This window comes from Acetobacterium wieringae (genome assembly GCF_001766835.1).
Classification (GTDB): Bacteria; Bacillota; Clostridia; order Eubacteriales; family Eubacteriaceae; genus Acetobacterium; species Acetobacterium wieringae.
Genome location: NZ_LKEU01000029.1, coordinates 124934 through 139361 on the forward strand (window position 1 = coordinate 124934; position 14428 = coordinate 139361).

At 42.3% G+C, this 14428-nt stretch carries 15 protein-coding genes; 14 read left to right on the forward strand and 1 reads right to left on the reverse strand.

Annotation, left to right across the window (positions count from 1 at the left end; all coding sequences use genetic code 11):
* Positions 1–87 precede the first annotated feature (87 nt).
* Positions 88–978: a ribosome small subunit-dependent GTPase A gene (rsgA, locus tag ACWI_RS09590; protein WP_242871605.1), complete on the forward strand. Its 891-nt coding sequence runs from the start codon at positions 88–90 to the stop codon at positions 976–978.
* Positions 975–1610, forward strand: a complete 636-nt coding sequence (locus ACWI_RS09595) for a thiamine diphosphokinase (protein ID WP_070371214.1) — start codon at positions 975–977, stop codon at positions 1608–1610. The genes rsgA and ACWI_RS09595 overlap by 4 nt, the downstream gene beginning before the upstream one ends.
* 152 nt (positions 1611–1762) lie before the next feature.
* On the opposite strand, the gene rpmB is transcribed toward ACWI_RS09595, so the two are convergent.
* Positions 1763–1951, reverse strand: a complete 189-nt coding sequence (gene rpmB, locus ACWI_RS18510) for a 50S ribosomal protein L28 (RefSeq protein ID WP_084505041.1) — start codon at positions 1949–1951, stop codon at positions 1763–1765.
* A gap of 138 nt (positions 1952–2089) precedes the next feature.
* On the opposite strand from rpmB, the gene ACWI_RS09600 reads away from it, so the two are divergent.
* The 12 genes from ACWI_RS09600 to ACWI_RS09655 form a co-directional block, all read left to right on the forward strand.
* The gene (locus ACWI_RS09600; RefSeq protein ID WP_070371215.1) at positions 2090–2434 is read left to right on the forward strand and encodes an Asp23/Gls24 family envelope stress response protein; all 345 of its coding nucleotides are present in this window, start codon (positions 2090–2092) and stop codon (positions 2432–2434) included.
* A 12-nt stretch (positions 2435–2446) separates the two neighbouring features.
* The gene (locus ACWI_RS09605) at positions 2447–4060 is read left to right on the forward strand and encodes a DAK2 domain-containing protein (RefSeq protein ID WP_070371216.1); all 1614 of its coding nucleotides are present in this window, start codon (positions 2447–2449) and stop codon (positions 4058–4060) included.
* Positions 4061–4102: 42 nt separating this feature from the next.
* Complete coding sequence (recG, locus tag ACWI_RS09610) at positions 4103–6142, forward strand: ATP-dependent DNA helicase RecG (protein WP_070371217.1); 2040 nt, start codon at positions 4103–4105, stop codon at positions 6140–6142.
* Positions 6143–6150: 8 nt separating this feature from the next.
* Positions 6151–6747 (forward strand): 16S rRNA (guanine(966)-N(2))-methyltransferase RsmD, encoded by a 597-nt coding sequence (gene rsmD, locus ACWI_RS09615; RefSeq protein WP_070371218.1) that lies wholly within the window; start codon positions 6151–6153, stop codon positions 6745–6747.
* Positions 6710–7207, forward strand: a complete 498-nt coding sequence (gene coaD / locus ACWI_RS09620; protein ID WP_070371219.1) for a pantetheine-phosphate adenylyltransferase — start codon at positions 6710–6712, stop codon at positions 7205–7207. Before rsmD ends, coaD begins: the two co-directional genes overlap by 38 nt.
* On the forward strand, positions 7204–7650 hold the full coding sequence (locus ACWI_RS09625; protein ID WP_070371220.1) for a hypothetical protein: 447 nt from the start codon (positions 7204–7206) through the stop codon (positions 7648–7650). The genes coaD and ACWI_RS09625 overlap by 4 nt, the downstream gene beginning before the upstream one ends.
* Positions 7651–7723: 73 nt before the next feature.
* Positions 7724–8563 (forward strand): CvfB family protein, encoded by an 840-nt coding sequence (locus ACWI_RS09630; protein ID WP_070371221.1) that lies wholly within the window; start codon positions 7724–7726, stop codon positions 8561–8563.
* Positions 8553–9728, forward strand: a complete 1176-nt coding sequence (locus tag ACWI_RS09635) for a DUF362 domain-containing protein (RefSeq protein ID WP_070371222.1) — start codon at positions 8553–8555, stop codon at positions 9726–9728. The genes ACWI_RS09630 and ACWI_RS09635 overlap by 11 nt, the downstream gene beginning before the upstream one ends.
* A gap of 112 nt (positions 9729–9840) precedes the next feature.
* Positions 9841–11478, forward strand: a complete 1638-nt coding sequence (gene ilvB / locus ACWI_RS09640; RefSeq protein WP_458795900.1) for a biosynthetic-type acetolactate synthase large subunit — start codon at positions 9841–9843, stop codon at positions 11476–11478.
* 11 nt (positions 11479–11489) lie between these two features.
* Positions 11490–11987 (forward strand): acetolactate synthase small subunit, encoded by a 498-nt coding sequence (ilvN, locus tag ACWI_RS09645; protein WP_070371223.1) that lies wholly within the window; start codon positions 11490–11492, stop codon positions 11985–11987.
* A gap of 211 nt (positions 11988–12198) precedes the next feature.
* Complete coding sequence (nuoE, locus tag ACWI_RS19465) at positions 12199–12771, forward strand: NADH-quinone oxidoreductase subunit NuoE (protein WP_070371224.1); 573 nt, start codon at positions 12199–12201, stop codon at positions 12769–12771.
* Positions 12768–14428: NADH-quinone oxidoreductase subunit NuoF (locus ACWI_RS09655; protein WP_070371225.1), on the forward strand; the 1661-nt coding region annotated here is incomplete at its 3' end. The genes nuoE and ACWI_RS09655, both read left to right, overlap by 4 nt.

Here is a 14428-nt window from a genome sequence, read left to right on the forward strand (position 1 = left end):
GATGTTTCAATTGGTTGTAGAAACCCGTATTTAATTTAAAAAAGTGTGATGAGTACACAAAGTAAGTGTGAAAAAGGAGGGGTGATATTGATAGTTAACGAACAGGAAATTGGCAAAATAATCAAGGGAATCGGTGGATTTTATTATGTGAAAGCTGATAAAAGCCATGACATATTGGAGTGCAAGGCGAGAGGTGTATTACGGCATCAGAAAATCATTCCTACCGTTGGCGATGAGGTGATGATTCAATCAGATAATCCCGGGGAATGGATGATTGAGTCGATTAAGCCCCGAAAAAACATTTTTGTAAGACCGCCAGTGGCTAATGTTGATATTGGCCTTATTGTTTTCTCGATGACTAATCCAAAACCGAACCTACTCTTGCTTGACATGCTTTTAATCAGTTCAGAGATACAAAATGTAAAGCCGGTTGTCTGCTTCACAAAACGAGATTTAACAACGACTGAAGAGGAACAAGCGATAAAGGCAATCTACGAGAAAACCCCCTATCAGTTGTTTTTTTTCAGTAAAAACGATACGGATACCTTGGATAGGATTATTGCAGAAATAGGTGGAAAAACAGCATTTATGGCTGGCCCTTCGGGTGTTGGAAAGTCGACGATGGCAAATTATTTATGTGCTGATCAAACGATGGAAACTGGGGCTTTAAGCCAAAAATTAAAACGAGGAAAACATACAACCCGACATGTCGAGCTTCTGGAAACTAAGAATGGGGGTTATTTATTGGATACTCCGGGGTTTTCATCCTATCAAATTTCTGAAATGATTAAACCAGAGGAACTGCGGGAATATTTTCCAGAGTTTTCTCAAGGGAAGTGTCGCTTTAAAAGCTGTCTCCATAAGGATGAACCAGGCTGCGATATCAAAAATTCTGTTGAATCAGGAATCATCAGCGTAGCTCGATACGAGCACTATTTAAGTTTACTGGAAGAAATTAAGAAGGATCAATATCGATGAAAGTGATCATTTTTACGAACGGAGAATACAAGAGTAAAGATTTTTATGAGACATATATAAATAAAGTAAAGGCAGACTATCTGATTTGTGCAGATGGCGGTGCAAATTTTGCCAGAGAACTAAAACTAAAGCCAAATATTATTATCGGTGATATGGATTCAATTACCGCCGAAACCAGCGAATATTACAAAGCGGTACAACTTGAGATGTACCCACAAAAAAAGGACGAAACAGACACAGAACTGGCAATCATGCATGCGATCAAACGTGGCGCAGATAAAGTGATTGTGCTTGGTGGTTTGGGATCCCGGATGGATCATAGTATTGCAAATATCTATTTACTGAAACGTTTCACGGATGTTAACATCGAAGCTGAGATTGTAAATGAAAATAATCAAATCAGATTACTTGGAAAAACAACAGAATTGAGCTTTCCAATTGGCACGATTGTATCGATTTTGCCGATTGGTGAAAATGTTACGGGATTGACGATTACCGGATTTGAATATCCGATTTCAGCAGGGGAAATGAGTGTAGATAAGCCATATGGGATTAGTAATGTTGTTAATAAAAAGACTCAGCGCATTTCTTTTGAGAAAGGGCTGTTGATGGTCATTGTTGCAGCGGACTAATTTATGGTGCAAAGGGAAATAATTTGAGTGCGTCGGTGTGGTGAGTATCAGACAACAGCCAGACGAGCAAAAACCTGTCTGGCATATTGTTTTGACACAAGAAAAAAGAGTCTGTAAAGACTCTTGAACAATGGTTCCGAAGAAATAAGAGACTAGGCTCTTTCGACTTTACCGGATCTCAGACAACGTGTACAAACACTAATTCGTTGTGGTGTGCCTTCAATTACAACTTTTACTCTTTGTAAATTGGGTTTCCAAACTCGTTTATTGTGTTTATTTGAATGACTAACCTGGTTGCCACTTACAACGGTTTTTTTACATACAAAACATTCTTTAGCCATGACATAACCTCCCTTACGCTTACCTTTTATAAAACAAGGTGTATTATATCATAAAAATTAAAAATAATGCAATAGAAATTTTGACTTAAGTCGAATTATTATGTAAAATAGAGAGATAATAATAGAAGGAGCAATTCGATGAAAATAAATAATGAGTTAGGATATATTGATATTACCCGAAAAGCAATTGCGGATATCGCTGGAAACGCAGCCATGGAATGCTATGGTCTGGTGGGGATGGCTCATAAACGGGGAAAAGATGGTTTGATTGAGATTCTCTCAGGTGACCAGGCGAACAAAGGTGTTGGTGTAATCATCGAAGATGATCGATTAGTGATTGATCTTTATGTTATTGTAGAGTATGCCATTAAAATTTCAGTTGTTGCTGAAAACATCATATCTAATGTAAAATATCGGGTGGAAAAAGAAACCGGTTTAAAAGTCAAACGCATTTCTGTAAATGTTGTAAGCGTGCGTGTGTAAATGGAGGACAGAATGAAAACCCAGACAATAGACGGTGAAATGCTCATAAAAATGTTTCGTTATGGGGCGAAAAATCTTGAAATAAATAAACGAATTGTTGATGAACTCAATGTATTTCCAGTGCCGGATGGCGATACAGGAACCAATATGTCACTTACCTTTAATCATTCTGTTTCAGAGTTTGACAAGATTGAAAAAGTGAATGTCTACAGTGTAGCCAAATCGGCTTCATCGGGGGCTTTAATTGGGGCTCGGGGAAATTCGGGTGTTATCCTCTCGCAGTTGCTAAGAGGTTTTGCTGAAGGTTGTAAAACCCAGGAAGATCTGGATATTGTTTCATTGGCGGGGGCTTTAAAGTTGGCGGCTGATGTGGCCTATAAGGCGGTAATGAAACCCACGGAAGGGACAATTCTCACCGTAGCCCGGGAAATGGGTGAGTTCGCCATGGCGAAATACGAAGCTTATGACAACTTGGAAAGCTTTATCGCAGATGTTATTCATCATGGTCGGGTTACTCTGGATAAAACTCCGGATATGCTTCCAGTGTTAAAAGAAGCTGGTGTGGTTGATGCTGGTGGCCAAGGGCTGATTTGTATTGTCGAAGGTGCTCTCAAGGCACTTCTAAACGAAGAATTGGGTGTGGAACTGGAGATCAAGCCAAGTAATCTGGATAAGTTTGTGGATGACTCCCACATGAAGCCGGAAGATATTACATTCGGTTATTGCACAGAGTTTATTATCCAGGGAGCTGCAGAAATAGATGAAAGCGATTTGAGAGCATATCTGAATACACTTGGTGACAGCGTGGTTGTTGTTAAAGATGATGCCATCATCAAGGTTCACTTACACACGGATAACCCAGGTCTGGCATTGGAACGGGCGGGCAGTCTTGGAAGCCTGATTCGGATTAAAATTGATAACATGCGCGAGCAGTTTGCCGCCAAGGGAAGCAAACCGGATGAAGCACAGATACCCTATGGTTTTATCGCTGTTTCTCCGGGTGATGGATTAACTAAAATATTCAAAGATCTTGGTGTGACCCGGGTTATTTCAGGAGGTCAGACGATGAATCCCAGTACTCAGGATTTTTTGAATGAAGTGGATAAATTAAATGCTGAAACCATTTTTATTTTCCCCAACAACAGCAATATTATTATGGCGGCTAAGCAGGCCAGTGAAATTTCAGATAAACAGGTTCACGTAATTGCCGCTAAAAATATTCCTCAATGCATCGCTGCCATGCTGGCATTTTCGCCAGAGACAAGTCCGCAAGAGAATGCAGCAACCATGTCGGAAGCCATTAATCATGTGGTGACAGGAGAAGTCACTTATGCTGTCAGAGACACCAAAATTAATGGTCTTAAAATAAAAAAATCAAATGTAATTGGGATAACCGGAGGGGAAATCAAATTTACTGGAAAGAGTATTAAAGAAGTCACTGAAGAACTGCTAAGCGATATGGTTGATGAGGAAAGTGAGCTGATATCAATTTACTATGGAAAGGATGTTTCGGAAGAAGATGCCCACATCCTGGCTGCTGAGCTGGCAGACAGTTTCGAGGAATGTGATGTGGAAATGCATTATGGTGGGCAACCACTATATTATTATATTGTCTCGGTGGAGTAATATCAATTCGCAATTATTTATAAAGTATCACGAGGAAAAGCCATGAAATGGGAAGATTCGCTGGATAAAGTTAAAGGGGTGGGACCCAAACGGAGCGAAGCACTGGCAAAGGTTGGAATCAAGACGGTAGGTAATCTTTTGTCTTATTATCCCAAAAAATATATTGACCGTAGCGTTTTTGGGAACCCGGAGCACTTTTTTGAGGATCAGGAAATTTCTCTCAAAGCGACGGTTTTAGATACGGGCCGGGTTCAGCGGATTCGGGGAAATCTTTCGATTTTTTCGTTACCATTGCTATGGGAGAATAAAAAACTGTCGGCGGTATTTTTCAACCAACCCTATTTGAAACATACCTTTCAGGAGAATCAGGACTATTATTTTTATGGCAGGATCAAAAAAGGCTATGGGAGCATAAAGATCACCAATCCTCAATTTGTAAAGGCCAGTAATCCCGGTGTTTTTTTTGAACTGACACCAGTTTACCGGAATATTCAGGGTGTTCCTGGGAGTTTTATCCCGAAAGCACTCAAAGAGATCTTTTGTGAAAGCCTGGAGATTCCTGAATCAATGCCGGAAGTGATCCGTTCTGGGGAAAATCTACTTGATATGAAGAGCGCATTAAAAGCAATTCATTTTCCTGACAAGGCAGAAGATGTCATTTTAGGAATTCAACGACTCAAATTCAATGAGGCCTTGAAAATAAACATGGGGATCATGTCCAGTGCCAGGGAAAAAAGATATTCAGAAATTGATATTAATCTGTTTACCGGTTTGGAACCATTTGTAAACAGCTTGCCATACGATTTGACTGCCAGCCAGCGTTTGGTAATCGACGATATGGTTGCCGATTTAAAGAATGGTCAGGTGATGAATCGGCTGGTTCAGGGGGATGTCGGCTCCGGAAAAACAGTAATTGCTGTGATCGCTGCCTGTCTGATGGCGCAAAATGGTTACCAGACGGCTTATATGGCGCCCACCGAAATATTGGCACAGCAGCATGGGCGCAGCTTTAAGGAACTGTTAAAAAATACCGGTGTAACCGTGGCAGTGGTTACTGGTAGTCTCAAAGCCAAAGAAAGACGTGAAATACTAAAACAGGTTGCTCTAGGTCAGGTGTCGGTGATCATCGGTACCCATGCGCTGATTCAGCAATCGGTGGCGTATTACAATCTGGGGCTGGTAATCACGGATGAACAGCATCGTTTTGGGGTTAAACAGCGGAGTCAGTTATCATCAAAGGGTAACCAACCCCACACCATGGTTATGAGTGCGACGCCGATCCCTCGGACATTGGCGTTGATCCTCTACGGCGATTTATCGGTATCTTACATTGATGAGCTTCCAAAAGGACGGAAACCGATCAAGACTTACTGTTATAATGAAGCATCCCTGCATAAGATCCTGGGTTTTGTTCAGGACGAAATGTCAAAGGGACGGCAGTCTTTTGTGATATGCCCTTTTATTGAGGCTTCGGAAGAACTGGAAGCAGTTCGGGATACAGAGTCTGTATATTTGGAATTACTGCAAAAAATTGATCCCAAATATCGGATGGCATGCCTCCACGGTCGTCTCAAAAGCGAAGAAAAAGAATCAATCATTCAGGCATTCAACCAGGGCAGGATTGATTGTCTGGTGGCAACCAGTATTATCGAGGTTGGCATCGATGTTCCTAATGTCAGCACAATGGTGATTCTCAGTGCTGAACGATTTGGATTATCTCAGCTTCATCAGCTGCGGGGCCGGGTGGGACGCGGAAATCATCAGTCGTATTGTTTTCTGGTTACCAATTCTAAAAGCGACGATACATTGGCCCGAATGAAGGTGATTGTCAATAATCGCAACGGCCGAAAGATTGCAGATGAAGATTTCAAGTTAAGAGGGCCGGGTGACTATTTTGGATTTAAACAGCATGGCTTGCCAAAACTCGGCTTGCTTAATCCCACTGAAGAATTGGCCCTGATAAAGCGAACCAAGGAAATTGCAGAGCTCATTTTTGAATCCCACAATCAGGAAATGATGACATTTAAAAACGACGTGCTGAAGTCATTTTACATTGATATAGCAGACATATCATTAACTTAGGAGGCAAAATGCGAATAATTGCCGGTGAAAAACGCGGTAAGAAATTAACAACCATCAGTGGGGACAGAATTAGACCAACAGCTGACAAAATCAAAGGGGCCGTTTTTAACAGTCTTCAGAATGAGGTGCGGGAGGCAGCGGTTTTTATTGACTTGTTTTCGGGCACGGGGGCGATGGGCCTGGAAGCACTGAGCCGGGGTGTGGAGTCGGCGTACTTTTTTGATCTCTCCAGTGAGAGCATACAAATAACAGCAAAAAATATTCAGTTGCTGGGATATGAGAAGCGTGCCCGGGTCTTTAATCAGTCGGCACAAAGTGGGGTGGAAATGCTGGCGCGGAATAAGATTCTGTGCGACATTATCTTTGTGGATCCACCGTATTGTCAGGTTGATGAGATTTATCACTTGCTGGAAATGATCTCTGAAAAAGAAATTCTTTCTGAAAAAGGAAAATTAGTGATTGAAACAGAAAAATCTGTTATAATGCCATTAGTAAAAAATAAGTTGACGTGTTACAAGTCAAAAAAATACGGTATCACGACAATTAGTTATTATTCTAGGGAGAATTATGAGCACAAAAATTGCAGTTTACCCCGGGAGTTTTGATCCCATAACCAAAGGTCATCTCGACATGATTGAACGAGCTACAAAAATATTTGATAAAGTGATAGTTTGTGTGATGATTAACAGCAGCAAAAACTATCTTTTTAACTGTGAGGAGCGGGTGGCGCTAATTAAAGATTGTCTTGACGGCATCGAAAACGTTGAGGTTGATTTCTATGATGGGCTCTTGATTGATTATGTCAGAATGCGAAACACCAATATTATTGTCAAGGGGCTTCGGGCTTTTTTGGATTTTGAATATGAATTTCAAATGGCATTGACCAATAAGCATCTTGATAATGAGATTGAAACTTTTTTTATGATAACGAGCAATAAGCATTCATATTTAAGCTCGACTTTAGTAAAAGAACTTGTTAAATATCAGGGAGACGTGTCCGATTTTCTCCCCCAAAACGTTGAAAAAGCGATACAAAAGAAGTATGAGGAAGGATGTATGAAATGAGGGTACTTGACTTATTAGCAGAATTAGAAGAAGTCGTGGAAAAAGGAAACACGCTTCCCTTTTCATCTAAAGCGTTAGTAAATCCTGAAGAAGTAATAGAGATTATTGATGAAATAAGAGATTCATTGCCAGAAGAATTGGCAGAGGCAAAAAAAATCGTAGCAGAGCGTAAAAAGATTATTTTTGCAGCCCAAAGTGAAGCGGATCATATTAAAGCGGAGGCTGAAAAAAGATTAAGAGAATTGATTGATACGAATGAGATAACGAAAACAGCTACAGCCAATGCCAATGAAATTATGAGAAATGCGAATATGAGTGCAAAGGCTTTAAAAACTGGAACACAAAACTATGCTGACAAACTGCTTTATAGTTTTCAGATACAGTTAAAAGAAATGAACGATCAAATTGAACAGAATCGACGAGAATTAAAAAACATGAAATAATTGGCAAGGCAAGGGTTGTGTGATGAACACGGCCTTTTTTGTGCCTGGCTACTAAATAAATGAGGTAAAGAAAATGATAGAAATAGGAAAAGTACAAACATTGACCATCGAACGGATAACACCCATTGGAGCATATCTTTCAGATGGATTTGATACAACGGATGTCGTCTTGCTGCCAGAAAAAGAAGTGCCAAAGAACAGCCGGGCTGGGGATCAGATCGATGTATTTATCTACCGGGATTCAAAGGATCGGCTGATATCGACAACCCGGGAACCCAAGATTCAAATAGGTGAATTCGCAGCACTTAAGGTCGCAGATATTACCAAAGTTGGCGCTTTTCTGGATTGGGGTCTGGAAAAAGATCTGTTATTGCCATACAATGAGCAAACGGTCAAGGTTCAAAAAGGCCGGGATTATCTGGTTAATCTGTATACCGATAAAAGTGATCGCTTATGTGCAACGATGAAAATTTATCCGCTACTGAAAGTTGATGCACCTTACAAGGTAGGCGATTGGATTGAAGGCTATGTTTATCAGATCAATCCAGAAATAGGCGCCTTTGTGGCCATCGATAATTTATATCATGGGCTGATATTAATAAAGGATGCAAACTCAGACATTCATTGCGGGGAAAAAGTTCACGCCCGCGTTTCTGAAATTCGAAATGACGGAAAGCTGGTTTTGAGCCCCAATAAAAAAGCCTATAAAGAAATTCCAAAAGATGCTGTTGCCATTCTCACAAAATTAAATGAAAGTCAAGGTTTCTTACCGTATAATGATAAAACCGATGCGTATCTGATAAAAAAAGAATTTAATATGAGTAAGAGTTCTTTTAAACGAGCAGTGGGTAAATTATTAAAAGAGAAAAAAATCAAAATAACGGAAAGAGGCATTGAGAAAAATGGAAAATAAAAAATCCCGGGTTGTTATTATGGGCTGCGAATCCTATGATAACGAACTGGTTTATGAAAAACTGAAAGCTGCCATTGAACTTCTCGGCGGAATCGGACAATTTGTAAACGAACAGGAGCGGATTTTACTCAAACCCAATTTACTAAGAGGAAAAAATCCGGATGCTGCTATAACCACCCATCCGGCGGTATTTGAAGCAATGATCCGACTACTCAAAGAAGCAAATTGTAACCGCATTTCCTTTGGTGATTCACCTGGTTTCGGCGCTCCCGGGGGGGCCGCGAAAGAGAGTGGTCTCGCCGCTATCGCAGCGAATTATGAAATACCATTGAAAGAATTTAGTCATGGACAGCAAATGGATTTTTTGCTGGGTATCGGAACTAAGAAATTTGAAATCGCCCAGGGTGTTTTGGAAAGTGATGCAATCATTAGCCTTCCGAAAATGAAGACGCATGGATTAACCCGGATTACTGGGGCTATCAAAAATCAATTCGGCTGCGTATATGGTTTAAACAAAGGCATGTCACATGCACACTATCCGAATGTCCAAAGTTTTTCAAAAATGCTGGTGGATTTAAACCGGTATCTGATTCCCAAATTACGACTTTTTGTTATGGATGGAATTGTTGCAATGGAGGGAAATGGACCGGCCTCGGGTAATCCGGTGCCAATGAAGGTATTGCTGGTATCAGACGACCCAGTGGCCCTGGATGCGACTTTTGCCAGAATGATCAATCTCGATCCGACCTATATACCGACCATTACTTATGGAGAAGAAATGGAACTGGGGTATTGGAGTGAAGAAAATATTGAAATTCTGGGAGAACCATTTGAACAGTTTTACAATCCTGAATTCGATGTAGTTCGGATTCCTGTCAGTGAAGGAGAGCCTTCGACCCTTTCGGTATTAAAGCCGATTCAGGATTTCATCATACAAAAGCCAGTCGTTGATAAAGAAAAATGCATCGGTTGTGGGATTTGTGAAGCGAGTTGTCCGGTTGAGAAAAAAGCCATCCGGATTGTGGAGCGAAAGCGCAGAAAATATCCTTTATATTTTTATAATCGCTGCATTCGTTGCTATTGCTGTCAGGAAATGTGTCCGGTAGGTGCTATTTCTGTTAAAACCCCGTTATTGGGAAAGATGACCATTTATAAAAATAATTAATGTATCGATACGTTCAAACAAAAATATTTTCTTCATGTGAGAAAAAAGACATTGACAAAATGTCTAAATTTTAATAAGATAATCGGTAATACTTAAAAAGGGAGTGATTCCACTGTTAGCATCAAAATTAATTTTAAAATGTCTTGAACGAGAAAATGTTGAGTTTGTGTTTGGTTATCCCGGAGGTGCCCTCCTGCCTCTCTATGAAGCATTTAGAACATCTCCAATCAAACATATTTTAGTGCGAAACGAACAGACAGCGCCGCATTATGCGAGTGGATATGCCAGAGAATCTGGGCGTGTCGGTGTATGTTTGGCAACATCAGGTCCTGGGGCAACCAATTTAGTAACCGGTATTGCAACCGCTTACCTTGATTCGATTCCCATTGTTGCCATTACCGGTCAAGTGGATCGGGCCCTCATCGGAACAGATGCCTTCCAGGAGGCAGATATCACCGGTGCAACCGCTCCCTTTACAAAACATAGTTATTTGGTTCAAAATGCTGCGGATATCCCCAGAATCATTCGAGAGGCTTTTCATATTGCTTCGACAGGCCGACCAGGACCGGTTCTCATCGATATTCCCCGAGATGTTCAACTGGAGAATGTCAAAACCGGACTCACCTATGACAAAATTGACATTATGGGGTACAAGCCGAATCTCAATGGTCACAGTGGACAAATTAAGCGGGCAATAAAAAAGATAAAAGAAGCGACAAAGCCGGTTATTTATGCTGGTGGTGGCGTTGTTCTGGGAAATGCACAAACAGAACTACTAGCCTTTGCAGAAAAGAACAATATACCCGTAATTACTTCGCTAATGGGGATTGGTGGGTTTCCAGAAGATCATCCGTTATATTGCGGAATCGTTGGTAGCCACGGCTATAAGTATTCCAATGTGGTAATGAATGGTGCCGATTTAATCATCAATATTGGGGCACGAATGTCGAATCGCGCGACATCGCAGTTGACAAAATTTGAAAAGGATACTGATTTTGTTCATATTGATATCGACCCGGCAGAAATTGGAAAAAATATGGAAACAAATATCCCGATTGTCGGAGATGCCAAAACGGTATTGTCCGAACTGGTTCAAAAAGATACCGTTGGTGACCATGCTGGTTGGTTGGCTGAAATTGAAACAATTCGCAGCGAGAACCCGCTGGTTTACGATGCTGATCCGCCATGTAGCGATTTGATTAACCCGAAGATTTTGTTTAAAGATATGTCGGAAATGACTTCAGATAATGCCACCGTTGTGGGTGACGTCGGACTTAATCAAATCTGGTCTGCTCTGTATTATCGGATTATTAAAAACCGCAGATACTATACTTCTGGTGGGTTGGGAACCATGGGCTATAGTATCCCGGCTGCCTGCGGCGCCGCTTTTGCAACCTTGGACAAACCTAAGGAAATATTTATCGTCTGTGGAGATGGCAGTTTCCAGATGAGTATGGGTGAACTGGGAGTAATAGCCGAACATCAGCTGAATGTCAATATTATTCTGATTACCAATACAAAGTTGGGAATGGTGCGACAGCTGCAGTTTGATAACTATGGTAAAGGTCATTATAGTGGAACGGATATTAATTTCGATATTGATTTTATGAAACTGGCCGAAGCCTATGGCATCAAAAGTTTTAAGGTTGATAAAAACGCTGACTTTAACAAGGTGCTCCCGGAAGTAATCAAGCATCAGGGTCCAACCTTGATTCAATGTCAGGTTCATCCTGATTTCATAAGGATATAGGGAGAGTGACAATGGAGAAAAAAACCTGTTTATCATTATTGGTAGAAAATAATTTTGGTGTCTTAAGCCGCATTTCAGGTCTCTTTGCGAGACGTGGTTATAATATTGACAGTCTGACAGTCGGAACCACCGAAAATGCTGAACTTTCCCGGATTACCATTACGGTGACCGGAGATGATCAAATTTTAACCCAAATTAAAAAGCAATTAAACAAACTCATTGATGTAATTACCGTTATTGAGCTAAAACCGGATGAAGCCATTATCAGAGAGTTGGTTTTTATTAAGGTGAAGGCTGATGACACGACCCGATCTCAAATTGTTGAAATTGCCAATATGTTCCGGGCTAATATCGTCGATGTTGCCAGAGAAAGTTTGGTTATTGAAATTACCGGCACACGCTATAAAATCGAAGGCTTCTTTGAAATGGTTGAGCCCTATGGAATTTTAGAGTTTGTCCGATCTGGGGATACCGGTTTACAACGTGGAGGGAAAATATTATCCCATTAATAAAAATCAAAATAATTATGAACAAAACATGCTATCGAACCGCTGGAATTAATTTCAGCGGTTCGTAACCGTTCTGGTTCTTTTGTTTTTTTGTTATTTTACTTAAATTATGAAAAAATATACAATTTTTTACTTGTCAAAAAGTGTATAATTATGAAGACTATCAATTACTGAAATAATTCATTAGCCGAATTTGAAAGGAGTTTATTATATGAGTCATGAAATAAACGAACATGAGCATAATTGTGGATGCGGCTGTCACGGGGAAAAAACAAATCCCTTCACTGAACTAAACCCAGTGTTGGATCGTTATGCTGATATTCCCGGAAGTCTGATTTCGATCCTACAAAAAGCTCAGGAACTTTATGGTTTTTTATCGGTGGAGCTGATGCGTCATATCGCAGCCGAAACCCACATAAGTATTGCCAAGGTTTACGGGGTGGCCACCTTTTACACCCAGTTCCGTTTCGAGCCGGTCGGGAAATACCTGATCATGCTGTGTCAGGGGACTGCCTGTCATGTCAACGGCTCCAAACTGGTGGAAGAAGCGGTGATGGACTATCTCAAGATTAAGGAAGGCGAAACCACCGCCGATGGTCTGTTTACCCTGAACAACGTGGCCTGTCTGGGGTGTTGCAGTTTATCTCCTGTAATGATGATCAACGACGATACCTATGGTCAGCTGACCAAAGAAAAGGCCACTCATATTCTGGCCGAGTTAAAAGAAAAAGCCAGTAATGAAGGGACTGATTCAGAGACCAGCATCCAGGAGGTGACGGCATGAAAATTATTATCGGATCAGGCAGCTGCGGCATTGCCGCCGGCGCCCACAAGGTACAGAGCGCATTTGAAACCATCATCGCCGAAAAGGGTCTGGAGCTGTCCGTTGAACAAACCGGATGTATCGGCACCTGTTACCTGGAACCCATTGTTGACGTGGTTGACGATGCTGGCAACAAGGTGACCTTTGTCAACGTCACCACCGACGATGCCCGGCGGATTATTGACTACTACGTGGTTGCCCAAAAAGAACTGACGGATTTACAGATCTCTCAGGATGACCTGACCATGATTGGCAAACAGAAACGGATTGTGCTGCGCAACTCCGGGATCATCGATCCCGAACGGATTGACGACTATCTGGCCGTTGACGGCTACCTGGCCGCCCGGAAATGTCTGACCGAGCTGACCCCGGAAGCCATCATCGAAACCGTCAAGATTGCCGGTTTAAAGGGCCGGGGCGGGGCCGGTTTCCCCACCTGGTTCAAATGGGACGCCGCCCGGAAATCCCCCGGAACCACCAAATATATGGTCTGTAACGCCGATGAAGGCGACCCCGGCGCCTTTATGGATCGGTCCGTGCTTGAAAGCGATCCCCATGCTTTGATTGAAGGGATGTTAATCGGGGCCAAAGCCATCGGTGCCAGCGAAGGCGTTGTTTACGTACGGGCCGAATATCCCCTGGCCATTGTCCGTTTGCAGAAGGCCATCGACCAGGCCCGGGAAAAAGGCTATCTCGGCTTAAATATCTTCGACACCGGGTTCGACTTCGACTTGCGGATCAAAGCTGGCGCTGGCGCCTTTGTCTGCGGCGAAGAAACCGCCCTGATCGCCTCACTGGAAGGGGAACGGGGCATGCCCCGTTTAAAACCACCCTTTCCGGCCCAGAAAGGCTACTGGAACAAACCCACCAACATCAACAACGTCGAAACTTTTGCCAATGTGCCCTGGATCTTCCGTAACGGCGGCGACGCCTATGCCGCTCTGGGCACCAGAGAGAGCAAAGGCACCAAAGTTTTCGCCCTGACCGGCAAGGTCAGAAAAGGCGGTCTGGTGGAGATCCCCATGGGATTGACATTAAGAGATGTTATTTTTGATATCGGTGGTGGAATTAAACAGGATAAAGCCTTTAAAGCCGTGCAAATGGGGGGGCCCTCCGGCGGATGTATCCCCGCCAGTTTACTCGATACCCAGATCGACTACGCTGAAATCACCAAAACTGGTGCCATCATGGGCTCCGGCGGGATGGTGGTCATGGACGAAACCACCTGTATGGTGGACATGGCCCGATTCTTCCTCGATTTTACCTGTAAAGAATCCTGCGGCAAATGTACCTACTGTCGGGTGGGTACCACGCGGATGCTGGAAATCCTCAACCGGATTACTGCAGGTGAAGGAAGAGACGGCGACATCGAACTGCTTGAAGAACTCTGTTACAAGATCAAAGACGGTTCCCTGTGCGGCCTCGGTCAGACCGCTCCCAACCCGGTGCTGACCACCATCAAATATTTCCGTAACGAATACGAAGATCATATTTACAATAAAAAGTGTACCGCCAGAAGCTGCAAGCCGCTGTTAACCTACACCATTGATAAAGACAAATGCGTCGGCTGCGGTGCCTGTAAAAAGAACTGTCCCGTAGATGCGATTAGCGGCGAAAA